Here is a 21,193-nt window from a genome sequence, read left to right as displayed (position 1 = left end):
TCGCCGTTGTGGAGTACAGTCGAAGTGATTCCGTTCCGTCATCAGAATGCCTCGTCGACACGGGGGTCAGAAGGGCTTGAAATCATGGGCTCCGAGCCCGGCGACGAGGTCGATCCTTCGCTGATCGACAGCCTGAAGACGGCCGCACTCCGAGAGCGCGCAGCCGGCGTACTGGCCGAGTATCACCAGATCGAGCTGACCGAGGCACGCATGCTGCTGGTCGTGCTGGCTGAATATCTCGGCCTCTCGGCCGACGCGGTGGCCGCCGAGGTCCTCGACAGCGCGGCCGCGCGCCGTGCGGAGATCGAGGATCCACCCCAGTCCCAGGACATCGCTCCGGAATGAGGACGTCCGGGACGCGCCCGATCGTGCGGTCCCACCAGGGGGTTCCAGCTCTTGGCGCCATCCGCCCCTCAGAGGATGACGCCAAGAATCGGCGACGGTCAGGTGCGGATCGATGCCCCGTCCGTGATCGCACGCTCCGCCTGCACTGCCGACGCTAGATCCGCCCGGACCGTTGCGCCTCACCCCTGGTGGACGATCTCGTCCCGTCCGCCCGGATCGTCCCGCCGGGATGAGCAACGACGGACCGCGCCGGGACAGGATAAGGCCCTTCTGAAGGAGGAATCCCGAGGTGGGCGCACATCCCGTACTCCGTTACCTGCGGTCGGAGCGGCCGAACCTGCGTGCCGATGCGGTGGCCGGCCTGCCGGGGGCGATCAGCAGTGTGCCGGACGGGATGGCAGCCGCCGTACTCGCCGGTGTGAACCCGATCCACGGCCTGTACGCGAGTTTCGCCGGTCCGATCACCGGAGGGCTGACGTCGAGCACCCGGCTCATGGTGATCACGACGACGTCGGCGGCGGCGCTGGCGACCGGGTCGGCCCTGGCAGCTGTGGACCCCGCGGACCGGCCGGACGCACTGGTCCTGCTGACGATCATCGCCGGTGTGGTGATGGTCCTGGCGGGGATCGCGAAACTGGGGCGGTACACGCGGTTCGTGTCGCACTCGGTGATGATCGGCTTCCTGACCGGGATCTCGGCCAACATCTTCTTCGGCCAGATCCCCGACCTCACCGGCGCGGAGGCCAGTGGCGGATTCCCGCTGGCCAAGGCGGTGGACGTCGTGCTGCATCCATCGCGGATCGACGTCGCATCCCTGCTGGCCGGGCTGACGGCCCTCGGAATCCTCGCCGGCCTGTCCCGGACGAGCCTGAGAGCGGTGAGCGCACTGGTCGCGCTTGTCGTCCCGACCGCGATCCTGATGATCGTCGGCGGCGATTCGGTGGCACGGGTGGAGGACTCCGGGCAGATCCCGCAGGGTGTTCCGTTGCCGCACCTCCCGGGCCTCAGCCAGCTGTCGTTTCCACTGGTGACCGGCGCGCTGGCCGTCGCGGCCATCGTTCTCGTGCAGGGAAGCGGGGTCGCCGAAGCCGCACCGAACCGCGACGGAACCGTGTCGAACTCGAATCAGGACTTCATTGCCCAGGGCGTCGGCAACCTCGCGTCCGGCTTCTTCCGCGGTCAACCGGTCGGCGGTTCGGTCGGCCAGACCGCTCTGAACCAGGCAGTCGGCGGCCGCACCAGGTGGGCTGCGATCTTTTCAGGACTGTGGATGCTGGTCATCCTCGCGGCCTTCTCCGGTGTGGTCGGCCTGGTCGCGATGCCGACCCTGGCCGCGGTACTCGTCTTTGCGGCCGCCGGTTCGCTGAGGCCGGGCGAGCTGAAGACGATCCTGCGCACCGGACCGACATCACAGATCGCGATCGTCTCGACCTTCCTCGCGACGTTGTTCCTTCCGGTCGCCGCCGCGGTCGGGATCGGCGTGACGCTGTCGCTGCTGCTCCAGCTCAACCAGGGAGCGATGGATCTCAGGGTCGTCGAACTGAAGCCCGCCGGCGACGGCCGGTGGATCGAGCACCCGGCGCCCGAGCTGCTGTCAAGCCATCACACGATCGTGCTCGACGTGTGCGGCAGCTTGCTCTATGCGGGTGCCCGAACTCTCGGCGTCCACTTGCCCGACCCGGCCGGCACCGAGGCACCCGCCGTCGTACTCCGGCTTCGTGGCCGGACAGCCGTCGGTGCGACATTCGTGAAGGTTCTGGCCGACTACGCCGCCGCGCTGCACGCGGTCGGCGGCCGGCTGTACCTCAGCGGCGTGGACCACGGCCTTGCCGAGCTGCTGCGTCGTACCGACCGGGTGGACGTATCCGGACCGGTGCAGGTCTTCGAAGCCACCGAGCTGGTCGGCGAATCGACCGGAAAGGCACTGCACGAAGCGGAAACCTGGTCCGTCGCCCACCGCGACGACGCCCCGGATCAGTGACCGGGCCGACGCAGGCGAACACCGGACATCAGCGGTTACGGTGTGCAGCTTCATCGAGGATCGTGTGGGTTGAGTTGTGTGAGTCGTCGAGGTCGAGGACGCCGAGGAGGAAGGCGATCACGGTTTCGGCGAACAGGCTTGCCTCTGGTGCACGGGCTTCATTCATCTCGTCGGCCTGGATGCGCGATCGGAACAAGAAGCCGTCGAGCATGGACTGCAACGCCAGGCCTACTCGCTCGATCGTCCACCCGGGCCTGAGTCGGAGCTGCAGCGCCGCGAGGAGCGCGGCGTACCCCTCGAACCATGGTTCTCGGGTGCGGACGATGTCCTTGATGATCGACCTTCTCAGGTCGGGGTACTGGTCGAGGAGAGGTCCGATGTGATGCAGCAGGTAGGAACGCGGTCTGGCCTGCAGCGCTCGAAGGAGTCCGTCGCACAGCTCGGTCACCGAGTCTGCCAGGCTCTCCGCGGTGAGGGTGGTCGGTAGGTTCGCGACGTACAGCGCGGGGTTGGACTCGGGTGCATCGCGGTACAGCATCGTGTGGATGATCGCCGCCTTGACGAAGCTGTTGCGCGCAGGCCACCGATTGCGGAAGGCCTTCTCGCTCGCTCCCTCGCCGTGGCGCTCCTGCGCGAGCCCGACGACGTCACTGACGCGCATCCACTCCAGCGCCGCCGGGAAGTGGATGCCACGAAGCCGATGTGGGCGGTCCGCGATCGTGTCGTCGAACATGGCGTCGATCAGTTCGGCGGCGGCATCCAGGAAGTACCCGGCGCTGGCGTCGTCTTGTGCGGCCGGTGGCCGTGGCGTCATGGCGAAGTCCTCCCCCGACATGTACATCGGGCAGAACACCCGTCACGTTACGTGGCCGTCGGTAGGGAGGCAGTTGGCCGCTCTTACGCAGCATCACATGGACGACGCGCTGTACGTCGCTTAGCGTGATCGAACTGCCGCGCGTCCGACGGCGTCATCGCCGAGAGGGGGATCGAACGCGCGGCAGTTCAGCACCGAAGGGGATTCAGTAGACCAGGTTCATCCAGGTGGTGCCGTCGGCTACTCCGGTGGCCGGGAGGCTGGACCGGGTCTGGAAGGTCCGGAGGTTGGTGTTCGTGATCGCGCCGAAGTCGCCGTCCACTTCGGTGGTGATGCCGTGGGCGGAGAGTTGGCTCTGCAGGGCCTTGACCGCGTCCCCGCGACTGCCCTGCTGGACAGTGACGACCAGCTGCTGCCAGGTCGCGGCGTCCACCTGGCCGCTCGCCGGGAGGCTGTGAGCGGTCTGGAAGGTCTTCACGGCTGCGAGAGTGGCGGGGCCGAAGTCGCCGTCGACGTCGAGGCCCGCGGTCTGCTGCTGGTTGAGCAGGTACTGGACCGTCTTGACCCGCTCGCCGCGGTTGCCGGAGACAACGGTCGGCCAGGACGGCGGTGGCGGCGGGTTGTCGTCACCCGCAACCTGCACGTCGAGGTAGTCGCCGTCGATGTTGAGGGTGTAGCCGCCGTGCGTCTCGTCGACCCCACCGCTGTACTGGTGCGCGCGCTGATGGTCGGCCCAATGGCTCGCGTCGATGTAGCTCGTGTCGGTGTTCTTCGCATTGTTGTAGCTCGCGAACCAGATCACGTCCGGCGACGTCGATCCGTAGCTGCCGTTGAGATCGCGCACGCCACTCAACAGGCTGCTGTACACACCCGACTTGTAGCCCTTGGCATGCAGTTCGGCGGTCCACGCCGCGAGGTAGTTGAGGACATTGGTCTTGTACGTCGCGGCGTACGACTCCATGTCGTTGTACAGCACGCTGCCCGGCGGCATGCCCAGCGCACCAGCCCGGAGTACGGCGTCGTCGGCCTCGGCCGTGCCCTTGGCCGCTGCCCCGGTGCCCAGCCCGGAGGCCTGCGTGCCCACGTAGATAGGCAGGAAGTGCCAGCCCCGACCGGCTTGCTCGGTCAGCCAGGCGGGAGTCAAGTTCGGCTGGGCCGAGCACGCCCGGTGGCTGCCGCCGAAGTAGACGCCGATCGCACGGTACGTCGACGACGAGGTCCACGCGGCCATCAACGCCGACGACGGCGCGTTGCACGCGTCGAATCCCAGACCCGTGTAGTTGGTGTCGGTCGCCGCGATCGATGGCGTCGTCGCCGCGGTCACGGCCGGCATCGCCGTTGCACGCGCAGTCCGGTCCAGCCTGGCGCTACGCAGTACGCCGGTGAGCTCGTCGAAGCCGGCTCCGTACGACGCACTCACCACGACGCCGGCCGCTGGTACGGCGTACTGCACGTCCTGACCGACCGACCGTGCCAAGCGCTCGGGGTATGAACGCCCCGAACCCAGCACCTCGAGATTCGCGTGGGCAACAACGGCGTTCGAGCTCAGCGGCTCGATCACGATCGACTCGGTCCGGCCGATCACGTGCGACGGACACTGCTGGTCCCATCCCGGCGTTCCGAGATAGACGGCGTGCTGGTCAGTACGCACGCAGGTAGTGGGATTCGCGGCCAGGTCGACGACCCGCCAGTCCGCTGGGACGGTGAGGCTGTAGCCGCGGTAGGACACCTCTCGGGTGGCGGGGGCCGCATGTGCCGACCCGGCGACCGTCCCGAGCACGACAGCGGTGACCAGGCCCGCAGCACAGGCCCCGTTCACGACGTGACGCAATGGCATGACTGATTACCTTCCAGATGAAATGTCAGAGAACGAGGGATTTCCAGGTGTCCGCGTCGACGGTGCCGGTGACCGGTAGGCCGTTAGCACTCTCGAAGGCCCGGACCTGCGTTTCGGTGCTCGAGTCGAACGTGCCGGTGACGGGCGTTGCGAACGCGTGCGCCGACAACTCGGTCTGCAATGCCGTCACCGCGGCGCCGGTGTCACCTGGTCGTACGGCCGGTGCGAGCACCCTCCAGGTCGCGGGATTGACGATGCCGTCGGCAACGATCCCGTGCGCGGACTGGAACGCCTTCACTGCCGCGGCGGTCAGCGATCCGAAGTCGCCATCAACCGCCAGTCCCGCGTCGAGCAGGATCTGGACGGTCCTGACCCGGACCCCGGTGTTGCCTTCCTTCACCGTCGGCCAGCCGAGCAGCCCGACATCCATCGCGTACACGACCCGGTTCCCGGGCACCTCGCTCTGGGACCACAACGCGTTGGTGGCGGGCCAGTACGAAAGGTCCTCCGGATGCGCCTGCAGGCTGTTGAGGAAGCCGGTCGGGCTCTCCCCGCGAGTGAACGTGTACAGCGAGCCGTACGACGATCCACTCGTCGTGTAACTGGTCGACGCGTAGAACCGCCCGCGCACGGACGCCGAGCCCTGCATGTGCGTGATGCCGGTCTCGTACGCCTCGGTCGCCGCCGATCCGAGCTCGAACGTGCTCGGGTCGGCCGGGAATCGGACCACGCGGTGCGTGCCGCTCGAGGAGGTGTTGTACTCGCAGACCACCATGCTGTCCGACGTACCGGTGCGGTCCAGGGACACAGCCGAGAAGCGCAGTGCCGAGTAGCCCGCCGTCGAAGCCGTGTACCGGAACGCCTCGGGCAGCACGTACTTGTAGCTGTACGCCTCGTACCTGCCGTCGGACTGCAGTCCGATAGCCGTCCGGGTCGAGTCGACCTTCCACAGGTGGTCGAGGTCGAAGACGCGGAAGCCGCCCCAGGTGTCGGCGACGTACACGTAGTGGCCGTACCAGGCGATACCGCCCGCATGCAGGGAGATCTTGGCACCGGTGTCGGCGTCGACGTTCGTCTCCGCGCGGAAGTCAGGCTTGTTCGCCGAGTTCATGAAGGGCTCGACCAGCAGGACGACCCGGTACTGCGGGGCGCTCGGGTCGGAGTAGTCGACGAATGCGATCCGAGCACCCCGCTCGGTGCCGCCGCCGCTCCAGTACCAGCTGGCCAGTATTGCCTTCCGATCCTGGTAGCTGCCCGACGGATCCGCATCGGCGCTGGTCGTGATGCCTTGCGGATACCAGTCCGCGGTGTGTTCGTCGTCCGTGCCGGATGCGGACGACCAGCAGAACGAGGCCACCCGGCCGGACGCGTGCGAACCGCACAACGGCGCCGCTCGGTTGGCGTCGTCGATCACCTGTTGACTCGTGGCCTTCGGCAACTTCTCGTCCAGCCCGCCGATGGCCGGGTTGTAGGCCGTCTTGTGCAGCTGGAAGTTCGCGGCCGTCAGCCCGGTCGGCGCGGCCGAGGCTGTCGTGGCCGCGTACGCCGGAATCAGGGCCGCCGCGACCAGCGTCGCGGCGGCCACGAAGCGCTTCTTCACGAACTACCTCGCCACCGGGCTCGCATAGCCGACGATCGCCGAGTACGACCGGCTGACGGTCTTCTGCAGGAGCGCGTCATCGTTACCCGTGGCCGGGTTGGAGGTGTTGCCCGAGATGTAGGTGACGGAGTTACTCGTCGCCGACACCACCAGACCGACGTGCCCGTAGCTGAAGACGATCGCGTCACCGGGCAGCGGGCTGCCGGTGTGCCAGGTGCCGTAGTTGTGCCCGTAGGTCTCGAAGCTGCTGTAGTACGAGGTGACGTACGTCGTCTTCGCGCCGGCCTGGTTCCACACCCACTTGCCGAAGTCGGCACACCAGGCCTGGGTCTTCCAGCCGTTGGAGCAGTGCGCTCCGGTGCCGCTGAGGCCCAGTGCTGTCGTGTAGTAGTTGCAGTTGTAGCCGCCGATCTCATGGTTGCGCGCCGGATTCGCAGCCTCCTGCTGAGCGATCTGCACGACCGCCGCAGCCAGCACTCCGGGCGGCGGCGGGGTGCAGTCCTTCACCCGGGTGATCCCCATCGCCGTCATCGTGGCGGCGTCGGCCTGGCCGGTCTGGGTCAGGCTGTGCGCCCCCTGCCACGTCTTGACCGCAGTCTCCGTCGCCGGCCCGAACTCCCCGTCCGGGTCGGCCCCCACGGCCTGCTGCACCTTCGTCACCTGCGCGTCCAGCTCGTCGGTCGTCATCACCCCGACCACACCGTCGATGTCCAGACACCGATCCGTCTGAAACGCCTTCACCGCGGCGGTCGTCTTCGGCCCGGTAGCCCCGTCCACATCCCCGAACCCGAGATAGGCCATCCCCGCCAGATCGAACTGCACCTGATTGGTGGTCACCGCGTCCGCGGGTTGCACCACGGCAACCATCATGCCGGCAGCCACGGCTGCCACCGCCAACAGACTACGAATTCTCACAATTTTCCTCTCTGCTCGAGCATTGCGAACCGGTCAGTGGAGGCCGAACATGTCGGTTCCACCGCTGACCGTCGAATAGACTCCGCCGGCGAGATCGGCGGTCCTCACACCGAAATCAATTCGCTGGGCGGCGCGCACGATGTACTTGGCGTCCTCGGGCAGCGGCATCTCCTTCCGGGCCCAGCCAGTGCGCGCCACCATTCGAGAGCCGATGACCTTTGTCAGGTCCCCTTCCACCTCCCTGAGATAGCCCGCCGACCGGCCGGCACCTCCGTAGGTGAGGATCTGGAAGCCGGCGAGAGCCATTCCCTTCCCATCGCCTTTGTACGCGGCGATGCCGAAGTCGACCGCGCTCATTCCCGCCGAGATCGCCGCACAGTACGGATTGAAGAGTGCGCAGGTGCCGGCGACGAGTTCGCCGGCCTTCCAGGTCATCGCGCCGTACCTGCCCATGCGGTGCCAGAAGCCCTCACCGGGTTTCTTCTTCTCCGGGGCGATGGAGAAGTGGCTGCCGCAGTAGTCGTGGGCGGTGTCTACGTGGCAGCCGGGGTGCCAGATTTCGTAGCTGGCGTTGCCGTCGGCGCCGCAGTAGTTGTGGCCTGAGTCGATGTAGCAGCCGGGATAGTGGCGCTTCGCCGGGTGGTACGAACGGCGCGCCGGGGCGTGATAGTGGTACCGGCCGTTGTGGTAGGTCCTGGCACGGGCGGCCTGGGACTTCTCCCAGTTCTTCATGCAGGAGCCCCAGCAGTCGGCCGGCTTCAGACCCGTCGGGTCGCTGAGGGTGACGGGGTTGTCGGCGGCATACGAATAGGGGTTGGCGGTGTCGGGTTCGGCGTTGTTGTCGAGGGGGTCGGGCGAGACGAACTTCGCGATCGTCGCGTCGTAGTAGCGGACTCCGAGCAGGTCGAGACCGGTTGCCTTGTCCTGGACCTTGCCGAGGAAGCCGCGGTCGGTCGGCAACTGGTTGCCGGCACCACGCGGAGCGCCGTTCGGCAGGTACCGCTGCCGGCTCACCGCCCCGGTCGCGCTGATCGCCAACTGCTCCGAGCCCTGCTGGTCCGCGGTCAGCCAGGTCAGGCCGGCCGGAGTGCGCTGGGCAACGGTGGCGCCGCCGGAGACGTAGTACCGCGTGGCGCTCACCCCGCCCGCACCGGCAGTCAGCTCGGTCCCGTCGAGGAACAGCGTGGTGCTTCCCGGGTCGGTGCGCAGCAGACGAGCTCCGTCGGCGTCGTACACGAAGCTGCTCGTGCCGGTCGGCGTGGCCATGGAGGCAAGCTGGCTCTGGGCGTCCCACGTGAGGGTGGACTTGACTCCCCCGACGGTCCGGGTCTGAAGGTTGCCGTCGGCATCGTAGGTGTACGTGCTGGTACCGACCGAGCTGACCGCGTGCGGCCGCACCGAGCCGGTCCCTTGCGCGGGATAGGTGTACGTCGACAGCGCGCCGTTGCTCTTGGCGGTCAGCAGGTTGCCGGTGCCGTCGTAGGTGTAGCTGAGGTTGTACGGGTCGGGTCCAGCGGTGTCGGCCGCGTTCGGGCATGCCGCGGTCGTCGTGTACGCCGACGTGAGCCGGTTGCGGCCGTCGTACCCGAAGCACTGCGCCTGGGCGACGACCCGGTCGGCGATCGTCGTGACGTTACCGACCTGGTCGTAGCTGTAGCCGTCGTCCTGCACAATGTTGCCGCTGACAACAGTCTTGATCCCGGCGAGCCGGTTGGTCGCCGGCTCGTAGCTGTATTGCCGTTGCACCGTGCTGCCGTACTGACGCGACGCCAGCTTCAGCGAGTCGGAGAACCCTGTCGCGGCGACATACGTCGCGGCGCCGACGAGCGTGCTCGGCAGGCCCAGCGCAGTGTAGTTCTGGGTCACGGTCTCCTTCGGCAGACCGCCGGCCCCGGGATAGGTGATCGAGGTCTGGTGATCGGCGGAGTCGTAGCCGTAGTCGAACTGGTAGGTCCCGGCCAGCGAACTCGGCGCCGGCACGGTCACCGAGCGACCGGTCGCTCGGTACCGGCTGTCGTACCCGCTCACCGTCTGGGTGTAGGCCTTGCCGTCGGCGGCGTACGACGTGGTCGACGACGCTTGGCCCAGCGCCTTGGCGCCGCCCTCCAAGGGCGTGGTGTCGTACGTCCAGTCGGCCAGCTTCGTCCCGGTGCCGACGTCACCGAGCCAGCTGGACGTCTTGCGCCCGAGGTCGTCGTAGCCAAGCGAGACCTTCTGGTTCTTCGCATCGGTGACCGAGGCCACCTTGCCGGCCAGATCGTAGACGGTCTTGGACAAGCCGCTGTCAGGGTCGACGGCGGTCAGCCGCTTGCCCGTCCAGTCGTAGGTGTACGTGCTGACGTTGCCGTTGGGGTCCGTGACCGAGGCCAGCTCGTGGGTCGGTGTGTACGTGTACGTCGTGTCCTGGTGCGTGGTGCCGTCCAGGTAGTTCTGCACCCGGGTGGTCTTGTCGCGGATGTCGGTCCAGGTCACGGTCTGCCCACCGGTCGGCGGGACCTCGACCGTGTGGTCGCCGTGATCGGTGGTGGTGGTCCGCCACAACTCCGCGCCCGCCGCCTTGGTGACGTCCGCGGTCTCGCCCTCCTGGGCGTCGTAGCTGGTCACGCTGTACTGCGGGATGACGTTCTCGGCCGGGTTCAGCAGTCCGGATCCGGCAGCCGCCGAGTTGTAGAACGGCTGGGACTCGAGTGCGGTCAGACCACGGCTGTCATTCCGGGTGACCGTGACCACCCGGCCTCCCTGCGGTCCGGGGACCTGGGTCTCGACCGCGTTCGCGAAGCCGTCGTCGTACTCGTAGCTGCTCAGCCACACCGCAGTACCGCCGGTGCCGGACTGCAGCTGCTTGGAGGTGACCAGAGTCGGGCCGGTCGGGGACTTGATGCCGTCGGCCGGAATGACGTAGCTGAAGGTGGACGACGGAGTACCGGCGGACCGCGGTTCTGTCGGTCGCCAGACCGCGCTGAGGCGGCCGAGTGCGTCGTAGTCGGACTCGGTGATCTTGCCGTTGACGTCCTGCACCCTTATGGGGCTGCCGAACGCACGGCTGGTGACCGTCACTGTCGACTGGTTCAGCGGGTTCGTAACGGTGACGCCGTCGCCCGGATAGCCAGTGGCCGGGGCGTACGTCGTAGAGGTGACCTTGCCCAGCGGGTCGGTCTCGGTCTTCACCCGGCCCTGGTCGTCGTAGGTGTGCTTGACCGTGCTCGCCGTGGCCGAGTCGGTGTACGAACGCACCTCGGTCGCGTTGCCGTCGTACGGCTTGTTGACGGTGTCGTCGGTCGAAACGGCGCCGTCGTACAGCGTCACCTTGCGAGAGACCACCGGTCCGGTGCACGCGCCCTGGTGGGTCTCGACGGTCTCCGGGTACGAGATCATGTACCGCCAGTCGTCGGTGTTCCGCGCGTACGACGTGGTGGTGCAGGTGTCGTCTGTGCCGGCAGCGGCGTCGCCGAGGTCGGTCTCGGTAGCGGTCAGGCCGTACGTGTCGTAGGTGTGGTCGACCTCGGTCACCCGCCAGGTACCGCCGTCCAGCAGTTCGCGGGTGTAGTGCTTCTGCTCGCGTACCTGATAGGCGTCGTGGTTCCCCGGGCCGTTGGCGGTGATGCCGGTATCGGTGTAGATCCACCGTTCCGAGGACAGCTCGGTGAGGGAGTCGTTGTCGTTCAGCCGGAACTGCTGTGCCTGCACCTTCTGACCGGCCCGGCGCTCGTAGTCGAACCAGGCGTTGCCGTCGTAGTCGGGCACTGTGGTCTTCTTGGTGGTGCCGTCGACCTTGATGTCTTCGTAGAGGCCGCGGTAGTAGGTCGTGGTCGTGACGGTCCGCTCGGCCTTGGCACCGGCGCCCTTGGTCACTCGCACCTGGCCGTAGCCGCGCCAGTCACCCCACGACTTCTGGTTGCTCGCGGTGAGCATGTCGTCGTCGTGGTGCCAGGCCGCGTTGCCCAGGTATTCGTACGTCGTGACCTGGTCCGGCTGGCCGCCGACATGGTCGATGTCGCGGACCTCGACCGCCGAGTACTTGTGGAAGATGCCGAAACCGGCGTCGGCGCCCTCGGGTGTGAACAGTTGCGGGTAGCACTCGTCGTCGTTGGTGTCCCAGTGCCCGTCCTTGGTGTTGTACCAGGCGTCCCATCCCGACGCCGCGGAGCCGCCGGTGAAACAGCCGTGGCCCTTGCCGTGGTCGTAGGTGACCTTGGTCTCCCCGCCGAACTCGTTGTGGATGCTCACCAGCCGTCGCATCGACAGCGGCTTCACGCCCAGGTGGTCGTTCCAGTCCACCCGGTTGTTGAGATTCGTACCGTCGAACCTCGTCACCGCCTCACGGATCGTCCCGCCCTGGTAGCCGGTCCGGCGGACGTAGTCGAGCCACAGCGCCGGCTCGGTGCCGTCGTCGGTGGCCGGGAAGGAGTACTTGAACTGGTACTTCGTGACCGGGTCGTAGCCGGTGCCGGCCTTGTTGCGGACGAAGGTGCTGACCGAGTCCAGCCAGTCGGTGACGAAGAACGTGGGTGAGTGCTTGGAGCAACTGGTCGAGCAGATCTGGTCCGTCGGCACGTCCGGGTACGACGACGGCGAGCTCGCGATCGTCGGGCAGTCGGCCGGCGGCGTCAGGTCCGGGTCGTCGACCGTGGTGCGCTCCTTGCACCGGTTGTAGTGGTTGAAGGACACGTACGCCGGCGGCTCCGCGTCCGGCGTCTCGGTCTTGCCGTACTCGATCTTCGACAGGTAGCCGCCGCGGACGTAGGACAGGATGTTGCCCGACGACTGGCGCTTGTAGCTGTTGGTCTCGGTGGCGTAGTAGAGGACGGTCCAGTTCTCGTTCGGGTCGTGCACCTGGTCCAGGTTCCACCGGTAGGTCTGCTTGCAGGACGCCGAATTCGACTGGTAACACGGCTCGCCGGCGTCGTCGCTGACGACGGGCACGATCCAGTTCGAGTTCGTCTTGGCGTGGGTCGTGCGCTGCTTGTCCTCGCCGTACCCGAAGTAGTACCGGGCGCCGTCCAGGGTCGAGATGATCCAGTACTCGCCGTCGTTGTCGTCGTTCGGGCCGCCGGTGAGGTGCTCGATCTTGAACGAGTCGTCGTCCTTCATCCGGTACGAACCGTCGGACGCCTTGATCAGCTCGGTGGTGTGGCCGCCGAAGTTGATCATGTACTCCGCGGCCGCCGGGTCGCCGGAGTACGGCGACGACCAGCACAGGTCGCCCCAGTCGAGGTGGCCGTCCAGCGAGCAGGACTTGTAGACCCGCTGGATGTACGGCTCGTTGAGGTCCCAGCCCTGCCCCACCCAGGAAGCCTGGTTGTTGCTCTTCGAGGAGCGGCCGTCGACGGAGCCGGAGTTGTAGCTCAGTGACAGGTCCGGGGCGTCGCCGTACGGCGGTGCCGGCACTTCGAGCGGGTACGAGTAAGTGAACGATCCGCCCGCCTCGCCGGCCATCCACTTCGCCGTGTCGCTCAGGTCGGTGGCCCGGTAGTCCCCGGACTGACCGGAGGCCATCGGCGTCACGGCATACACGACCGGCGTGCTCGTGGCGTCCACGGTCGCGGTGAGCGTCTGCGTGGTGGCGTTGGTGCTGGTGATCACCGGTGTGCCTTCGGAGCAGGCTGCGTTGTCCGGGTGGTCGGCGCAGACGCCGGGGAGCTTGACCACGCGCAGCCGATCGGCGTAGGAACCGCCGTACGCGTTGGCGAAGCGGGAATAGTTGACCGTCAGCGCGAGCGCGCCGCTCCGGCTGTCGGTACGGCGCAGTTCGAGCGCCATCGCGGTTCCGGTACCGAAGCGCGCGGCCGAGTCGTGAGCCAGGCTGCGAGCCCGGATCTGCGCCGGCGCCGCGCCTGCTGCCGTGGTCGATGTGGTGGATGTGGCTGTCGTGCCCGCGACGCTCACCGGCAACGTGCCGAGCTGCACGGGGCGCCCGTTCGGCACGGAGACCGTCAGGTCTGCGGCCTGCGGCCAGGTGCTGGTGGTGTCGATCGCTGCCGTCTTGTCCGGGTCGGCCGTCGGCGTGACGGCCGGTGCGCCGCGGCCCGGGACCGACGCCTCCGTGGCGACGGGCGCTTTGGGTGGTGGTGGGCCGGCTTCGGCCGGCAGCGCCGACAGGGTGCCGGCAATCACCGCTGTGCTGAGCAGGGGAACAAGGAATCTCGACACCATCGAAGGGTCTCCTCGCAGACGTCGGGCGGCGCGGGCACGGTTTTCCCGCTCGGGCAGCCTGACGGAGCGCGATTGCCACAACGTTGCCAAGACCGTGCCACCCCGGCACGGCCCCCTGCGCTAGCTGTTCAGCCGGATGATCTCTGGTGTGTCGGGGACGCTTTGGCCGAGCAGCACCTCGGCCTGCGCAGGCCGCAGTACGCCCAGGTCCCGCAGGATCCTGATGGCTTCGCACCAGTGGGTGCGGGCCTGGTCGTCCTCGCCGAGCGCGTGGAACGCCTGGCCGATCCCCCACTGCTGCTCGGACTCGTTGTAGCGGTCGCCCCAGTCCCGGAACAGCGGCAACGCGGCCTGATGGCAGTCGATGGCCAGCGACGGCAGCCGGGACCGCTGGTAGATCCAGCCGAGGTTCGCCAGCGCGATCGCCTCGCCGGTGCGGTCACCGAGCCGGCGGTATCCGGCGATGCTGTGCTTGCCGCAGGTGATCGCCTCGTCGTACCGGCCGGTCGCCTGAAGCGCGAGGCCGAGATGGTTGAGGGCAGACGCCTCGCCCGGGATGTGGGCGATCCGCCGATTGATCGCCAACCCTTCCCGCAGGCAGACGACGGCTTCGTCGAGCCGTTCCAGCTGCCGAAAGGTGATGCCCAGACCGGTCAGGCACCCCGCCTCTCCGACGTCGTTGCCGGTCTCCCGCCAGATCGCGAGCGCCTGCTCGGTGTGCCGTACGGCGTCCTCCAGCCGACCGACCTGTCCGCAGAGCGCACCGAGGTCTTCCAGCACCTGGGCCTGCACCCGCCGGTCGCCGATCCTGTGCGCCACCTCGGCTGCCAACTCGTTCAGCGCAATGCGTTCCCGGGAGTGGCCGCGATTCGCCAGCGGCCGGTAGAGCGCCAGCACCAGCCGGACGGCCAGAACGGGTGCGTCGCCCGGCAGCTCCACGGCTCTCCGCACAGTGGCGACCAGGTCCGCGAGGTTGTTCTCGGTCCACTCGATCGCCTGCGTCGTCGTACGCAGTCCGCCCGTCTCGCCGTCAACGGTGGCGGCGACCCGGCGCGACTCGGTGGGGTGGACCAGCAGGGTCGCCTGCGTCGCGCGGGCGAGATAGCCCTCGAGGAGACGCTGGATGGCCGCGTACTGCGCCTCCTCAGGCTCGTTGGCCAGCGCTCGGTCGCGGGCGTAGGCGAGCACGAGGTCGTGCATCCGGTAGCTGCCCGGTTGGCTCTCGTACACCAGGTACTCGTCGAGGAGCGACTCGAGATGAGCGTCGGCGTCGGCCAGCGGCAGACCGGAGAGTGCGGCGGCCGTCCGGGCCGTGAGTTGGCGGCCCGGGTTCAGACCGAGTAGCCGGAAGAAGCGCTGACGCTGCGGCGGTAGCGCGTCGTAGGACAGGTTGAACGACGCCTCTCCGACCGCCCGGCATTCGACCGGTCGGTCCGCACCGGACGCGTCGACCGTCAGCCGTGACACGAGATCGGTGAAGGCCCAGGTCGGATGGGCGCGCAGGCGCCGGGCGGCGAGCGTGATGGCCATCGGCAGGTAGCCGCACAGCGTCGCGACCCGGGCGGCGTCCTCCTCGTGGCCGGCGACCCGCTCAGGGCCGGCGATCCGGGCCAGCAACGCGACCGTCTCGGGCCGCGTGAAAAGGTCCAGCGGGAACGGCTGCACGCCGTCCAGTCCGGACAGCCGGCGCCGGCTGGTGATCAGCACGAGGGACGATCCGCTCCCGGGCAGCAGCGGCCGCACCTGCTCCTCGGTCGCGGCATTGTCCAGCAGGACCAGCGCTCGACGCCCGTCCAGCTGGCTGCGGTACAGCGCGGCCCGTGCGTCCAGCTCCTCCGGAACCTCCCAACCCGGTACGCCGAGCTGTCGCAGGAAGGCACCGAGAACCGCGGCGGGATCGGCCGGGTCGAGCTTCGAATCGAACCCGTGCAGATCCGCCCACAGCCGTACCTCGTCGAACCAGCCGCGGCGGACCAGGTCGTGCGCCGCATGGATCGCGAACCGGGTCTTGCCGACACCGGCCATCCCCTCGATGGCGCAGACCACGGGCGACGATCCTGGTCCCTGGACAGCGGGCGCTGCCATCGCCGTCAGCGCCGTCAGCTCCAGATCGCGGCCGGTGAACTCGGGGATGTCCATGGGCACCTGATGCGGCGGTCCGAGGCCGCTCGACCGAGCCGTCACCGCGGGCTCCGCCCCGCTCAGCTCCGGATCGGCAGTCAGGATCCTGTGCTGCAGTTTCCGCAGCTCCGGACCGGGGTCGAGTCCCAGCTCCACGCTCAGTCGCTCGCGCGCCTGCGCCAGTACCTGCAGCGCCTCGCCCTGCCGTCCGGCCCGGTACAACGCGAGCGCGAGCCGTGACCAGAGCCCTTCCCTGTAAGGGTGATCCCCGACCAGGCGGTACACCTCGGCCACCACCTGCTCGTGCCGCCCACGGTCGAGGTCGGCGTCGACGGCAAGCTCGATCGCGATCAGTCGGAGCTCGTCGAGCTCGGTGGCCAGTCGCCGCCGAAGCAGATCAGAACTGGCGTCCGCGAGCGCGGGGCCGCGCCACAGATTCAGTGCCGCCCGGAGCTGCCGGGCTCTGGAGGTCACGTCGGTCGTGGCGCGGGCCTGCTGCACGAGCGCGCTGAAGCGGTTGGCGTCGATTGCCCCCGGGTCCGTTTCGAGCAGGTAGCCGCCGCCACGGGCACCCAGCCGTACGCCGTACCGGTTGCCGCCGGCCGGATCGAGGCAGGCGCGCAGTCGCGACACGTGGCTTCGCAGACTCGCCCTGGCGGTCTCGGACGGGCTGCCGTCCCACAGCAGGTCCATCACCCGCTCCACGGACACGACCTTGTTGGCCTCGAGCAGGAGCACCGCGAGCAGAGCGCGCTCACGGCGCCGCCCGAGCTGCAGTCGTTCGGCGCCGTGCCACGCCTCGATCGGCCCCAACAGCCCGAACCGCGCCGAGCCCGCCTCCGACTCCCCCACCCGCCGCAACGTCGCCACCCGCGGCCCCCTCTCCGTCCCGGCCAACAGTCTGCCGTGTCAGGGTGCCGCGCAAACCTTCTCTTGTCACTGCCAGATGCGGATGTAGTCGACGTACATGTTGGAGGTCGAGTCGAAGACCTCGTCGTGGATCGATCCGTCGGCCCAGGCGTCCAGAATCTCGTGGGACAGGACGGGGTACTCCTTCACCTGGCTGATCTTGACCGGGTCGGTGACGGTCCGCACGACGGTGCCGTCGTAGGTGTACTCGAGCTTGTCCGCGGTCCACGTCAGTCCGAACGTGTGGTACCAGGTGGTGTGCAGCGCGGGTGCGGTGGCAGTGGCCGCGGAGCTTTGGTGGTCGGGGCCGCTGAAGGCATCCCAGTGCAGGCTGGTGTTGTACTGGTCGGCCTGGCTGTTGCTTTCCATGATGTCCATCTCTGCCCCGTCGCGTGCTGTGCCGTCGACGACGCCACCGGGAGCCAGGCCGTTCGTGGGTAGAGCCCACACTGCGCCGAGATGGCCGTTGGTGGGCGGGATGTGCACTCGGGCCTCGAGTGTCCCGTAGGTGTAGTCGAACTTTCCTTTGCTGTCCATGCCGCCGCCGGTGTACACAGTCGGCGAGGGGTTCTGAATGCGGATGGCGAGTGCTCCATTGCCATCGGTGGTGACGTTGGCGGGGTCGTAGCTCCAGGTGTCGGGCGCGACGGTCCCGGTGCGTGCCCAGTCGCGCTTGGTCCATTTGGTGCTGTCGACAACGGTGCCGTCGAACTCGTCGCTGAACACTAGAGTCTGGGTCTTGCCCGGCGCGAGTGGTTTCGTGAGCGGTTGGGCGCCGCGTGGAGTCGCCGGATCCACCCGGGAAGTCTTTGGCTCGGGTGCGGCGCCCGAGGCCGTGGTCGGCGTCACGAGAAGTGGTGCGGTCGTCAAGCAGAGCGCGGTCAGTACTGCGTACGGTCGAGGACTCATGGGGGCGGGTTCCTTTCCCTACGTCACTGCAGCTGTCCGGTGAACTTAGTTCGAACGGTAGCTGAACTAACGCAGACCCAACAAGAGCCGGGCGGGAACCCGCAGGAGGTCAGGCCTCGGCGGCGAGTGGAACGATCGTCGGGTCCTGGTACACCGACTCCAGCGCGTTCGCCGCGGCGCCGCGCGTGGTCGAGTCGAACCCGAAGGCCGAGCCGATGACCCGGGTCCGCGGCAGGCTCGGCGCCATCGCCTTGGCGTCGAGCAATTGCTGCACCGGGTTGACGAAATAGTCCCCGAAAACGGAGAAGTAGCCGCCGAGGACGACGACTCTGGGGTCGAGCACGTCGCAGAGCATCGCGACGCCGGCACCGAGGCTGTCCGCGACCTCGGCCACCGCGGCGAGGGTACGGCGGTCCCCGTTGTCGGCACGCCTGCGCAGTTCGCCGATGCGCTCCTCGAGATCGCGATCCGGATCACGGACCGTGTCGTCGGCCTCGGCTGCCAACTCCAGGAATCGGCCGGCTCCGACGCTGAGCTCCCAGCAACCGGTGCGCCCGCAGGCACACTGACGACGATCGGACCGGTCGAGCGAGGTGTGCCCGATCTCGCCGGAATGACCTGCGTGGCCACGGATCAGCCGGCCGTTCGCGATGATCCCGACCGCCACGCCCGCGGCACCGGTGACATAGACCAGGTCCTGAACGCCGAACCCGGCGGCGACCTGGGCGTACTCGGCGACGGCGCTCACGCGTACGTCGTTCTCCACCCGCAGACCGGGCAGGTCTGCGCCCAGCTTGGCCCGGAGCTGCCCGGCCACGTCGATGTTGCTCCAGCCGATACCGGACGCGAACACCGACCGCCCCGCCTCGGAGTCGACCACACCCGGGAGCGCGACGCAGATTCCGACCACTACCTGGCCGTCCTTGCGCATCGCGGTGAGAGCCGCGCGAAGCATCCGCGCGAGGCGGTCTAGCGTGTCCGACGGATCGAGCGCCTCGACGTTCAGGGCGACCGATCGCCGGTAGAGCTGCTTGCCCTGCAGGGCCTCCGCGGTCACACCCAGGTAGGCGGGGTTAATCTCGGCGCCGATCGCACAGATGCCCGTTCCGTCGACGTCGAGCGCCTGCCCCGGCCTGCCCATGGCGCGGCCGCGCTCGACGTGGCTGTCGCTGACCAGACCGCGTCCCACCAGCTCGGACATCAGGTTGGAGACGGTCGCCTTCGGGAGTCCGGTCTCCTGCGAGATCTTGGCCTGGGACCGGGCACCGTGATCGCGCAGCAGCCGGAGGATGAGGCCGAGGTTGCCCCGCCGGGTGGCGCCCCGGTCGGCGGCCGCGACGAGTACCGGATCCCCTTGCTGCGCAGTCATTGCCCCACCCTCACGATCGTTGCTGTTGATTCGTTCCAACACTATACAAATCGCGCCGTGGCAAGAAGCCCGACTGGCCGGGCGCTCCTGATGAAGTCTCGCCTCCGAGCGTTCGACCTCTTGACGGCATCCCGCTGCATTCGTACATTAACCGAACTAATGCGACCTGGGTAGACGGTCGCCACCCTCACCGCCTGCTCCGGGACGGATGCGTCCGTCCGTCAACAGCAAGAGAGGTAGTCATGAACACACCGCCCGACAACGCCGGGGACATGCAGGACATCGAGGGTCCGGCGCTCTCATCGCGACGACGATTCCTGATGCAGGCCGCGGCCGGCTCGGCAGGCGTGGTGGTCGCGGGCCTGCTGCCCGGGACAGCCTCGGCGAGTACGTCGGCCGCCGTCGGCCCGACCGCCGCCGGGTCCGGCGGGCCGTCCGCGTCGGAGCCGGCCGTCCTGTTCAGCACGTCCTTCGAGAACTCCTCGGACAACGTCTTCTTGACCGCCGCGGCGACGTTCGACCCGACGCAGTTCCACAGTGGCACGCGATCGCTCAAGTACGACCGGACCGACAACACCTCCTACGTGTTCACCGGCCCGGCCATCGACGGCAGCTGCGGACGCTACGACGAAATCTCCGGCTCCGTCTGGGTCAAGACCGCCAACCTGAGTGGCGGGGGTGCGTCCTTCGCCGTGGAGTGGCGCGATGCCGCCGGCAACTACATGACCGGGGCCTACTCCCAGTCCAGCAACCTGGGCGACTGGACCCAGCTCACCATCCAGCCGCAGGCCGTTCCGGCCGGCGCGGCCACGATGCAGGTGATCTTCTACCTCAGTCGCGGCCAGACCGGCACCGCCTGGTACGACGACCTGGTCCTCTACCTGGCCTCCCCCCGCGTGCTCCGTGCCAAGCTCGCCGCCCCGAACTACCGCGGCCTGCTGATTCCCGGCCAGCCCCAGGACATCGACCTGCGGATCGAGGCCTTCAGGCCGACGGGCGCCTCGGAGGCGCTCGGCGCCCGGGTCGTACTCGCTGATTCCAGGGGCAGGACCGTCGACACCAAGAACTTCCCCGACCAGACGCCGCAGCGATACCGCTACTCGCTGAAGAGCCGGCCGTACGGCGACTACACCGTCACCGTCACCGCCCGGGACCGCGCCGGCACCGTGGTCGGTACCCCTGTCGTCCACCAGCTGAAGAAGCTCTCCGCCGAACAGATCCCGACGAGCTACATCGACAACTTCGGGCGGCTGATCCGCGACGGGCAGCCCTACTTCACCCTCGGCTGCTACGACTTCGCGCTCGCCGAGGACAACCTCGCGGCCATAGCGGGCATGAACTTCAACTCCGTGCAGACCTACCACTCGCCGACGCAGGCACAGATGGACCTCGCCCACAGCCACGGCCTCGGCGTGCTGTACGTGCACAAGACCGATCCGCCGGTCATCTCCGAGCTGGAGCAGTTCCGGGACCATCCCGCCCTGCTCGCCTGGTACATCAACGACGAGGTCTCGCTGAGCGAGCATCGCGCGGCACTGCGCGCGCGCTACCAGGCCGTCATGGACAACGACCCCAACCACCCGGCCTATTCGGTCGACTACCGGACCTGGCCGGGCGATGACGAGGAGTACGTCACCGACGTCTTCGGCTCCGACCACTACCCGGTCAAGAACCACCCCGACACCGACACGATCGAGGCAGCGGGACGATCGACCGCGAGGGCGATCGCCGAGATGCCCGGCTACCCGAACTGGCCGGTCATCCAGATCGCGGCCGAGGCCAACAACGGCATCAACCGTCCACCCACCGAGGAGCAGGTGCGCACCATGGCCTGGCACGCCATCACGGTGGGTTCGACCGGCCTGTTCTTCTACTCGTACTTCGACCAGATCCAGGACCACAGCGGCGCGGACCCGCAGCAGCTGGTGGCGGGCACCACGAGGGTCGTCGGTGAGATCAGGTCGCTGACCGATGCTCTCCTGGCGACCGGCCGCCTGCCTGTCAAGGTGAACTCCCCGAGCGAGTGGATCACCTGGACCACTCGGCGGACCCACGACGGCAAGCGGTACCTGTTCGTCGTGAACTCGTCCAGGACCAGCCGGACGGTGACGTTCTCCGGCGTACCGGGCCACGTCGCCACCGACGTTCGCACGAACGCCGTCACCGCGATCTCGGCCCACACCCTCGAGGTCACCCTGCCGAGCCTCGCCGTCGGCCTCTATCAACTGACCGACTGATCC

At 68.1% G+C, this 21,193-nt stretch carries 11 protein-coding genes; 3 read left to right on the top strand and 8 right to left on the bottom strand.

Translation table 11 applies throughout. The features are described 5' to 3' along the window. Positions 1–24 precede the first annotated feature (24 nt). Both ACIA58_RS22945 and ACIA58_RS22940 read left to right on the top strand, forming a co-directional pair. Positions 25–345 carry a hypothetical protein gene (locus ACIA58_RS22945; protein WP_396405785.1) on the top strand — a complete coding sequence of 107 codons (321 nt, stop codon included), beginning with the start codon at positions 25–27 and terminating at the stop codon, positions 343–345. Positions 346–634: 289 nt separating this feature from the next. Further along, positions 635–2,326: a SulP family inorganic anion transporter gene (locus tag ACIA58_RS22940; RefSeq protein WP_396405784.1), complete on the top strand. Its 1,692-nt coding sequence runs from the start codon at positions 635–637 to the stop codon at positions 2,324–2,326. 28 nt (positions 2,327–2,354) lie between these two features. Here the strand turns inward: ACIA58_RS22940 and ACIA58_RS22935 are convergent, their stop codons facing one another. From ACIA58_RS22935 to ACIA58_RS22900, 8 genes are all read right to left on the bottom strand, one after another. Further along, positions 2,355–3,140, bottom strand: coding sequence for a hypothetical protein (locus ACIA58_RS22935; protein WP_396405783.1), 786 nt, complete (start codon positions 3,138–3,140; stop codon positions 2,355–2,357). A gap of 205 nt (positions 3,141–3,345) precedes the next feature. After that, positions 3,346–4,977 (bottom strand): glycoside hydrolase domain-containing protein, encoded by a 1,632-nt coding sequence (locus tag ACIA58_RS22930; RefSeq protein WP_396405782.1) that lies wholly within the window; start codon positions 4,975–4,977, stop codon positions 3,346–3,348. 25 nt (positions 4,978–5,002) lie between these two features. Beyond that, the gene (locus tag ACIA58_RS22925) at positions 5,003–6,577 is read right to left on the bottom strand and encodes a peptidoglycan-binding protein (RefSeq protein ID WP_396405781.1); all 1,575 of its coding nucleotides are present in this window, start codon (positions 6,575–6,577) and stop codon (positions 5,003–5,005) included. A gap of 3 nt (positions 6,578–6,580) precedes the next feature. Further along, entirely contained in the window at positions 6,581–7,468 is an 888-nt protein-coding gene (locus tag ACIA58_RS22920) for a peptidoglycan-binding protein (protein ID WP_396405780.1), read from the bottom strand. 57 nt (positions 7,469–7,525) lie between these two features. Next, positions 7,526–13,645 carry an RHS repeat-associated core domain-containing protein gene (locus tag ACIA58_RS22915; protein WP_396405779.1) on the bottom strand — a complete coding sequence of 2,040 codons (6,120 nt, stop codon included), beginning with the start codon at positions 13,643–13,645 and terminating at the stop codon, positions 7,526–7,528. A gap of 120 nt (positions 13,646–13,765) precedes the next feature. Further along, a complete protein-coding gene (locus ACIA58_RS22910; RefSeq protein WP_396405778.1) occupies positions 13,766–16,636 on the bottom strand; it encodes an AfsR/SARP family transcriptional regulator in 2,871 nt (956 codons plus the stop codon). 66 nt (positions 16,637–16,702) lie between these two features. Beyond that, complete coding sequence (locus ACIA58_RS22905) at positions 16,703–17,584, bottom strand: family 16 glycosylhydrolase (protein ID WP_396405777.1); 882 nt, start codon at positions 17,582–17,584, stop codon at positions 16,703–16,705. Between the two features lie 109 nt (positions 17,585–17,693). Further along, positions 17,694–18,953 carry an ROK family protein gene (locus tag ACIA58_RS22900; RefSeq protein WP_396405776.1) on the bottom strand — a complete coding sequence of 420 codons (1,260 nt, stop codon included), beginning with the start codon at positions 18,951–18,953 and terminating at the stop codon, positions 17,694–17,696. A gap of 242 nt (positions 18,954–19,195) precedes the next feature. Here ACIA58_RS22900 and ACIA58_RS22895 point away from each other — a divergent pair, with 242 nt between their 5' ends. Further along, on the top strand, positions 19,196–21,190 hold the full coding sequence (locus tag ACIA58_RS22895) for a hypothetical protein (RefSeq protein ID WP_396405775.1): 1,995 nt from the start codon (positions 19,196–19,198) through the stop codon (positions 21,188–21,190). Positions 21,191–21,193: the final 3 nt, after the last annotated feature.

This window comes from Kribbella sp. NPDC051586 (assembly GCF_044453965.1).
Lineage (GTDB): Bacteria > Actinomycetota > Actinomycetes > Propionibacteriales > Kribbellaceae > Kribbella.
The sequence above is the reverse complement of the archived record's forward strand: the minus strand, read 5'-3'. Positions and strand labels throughout refer to the sequence as shown.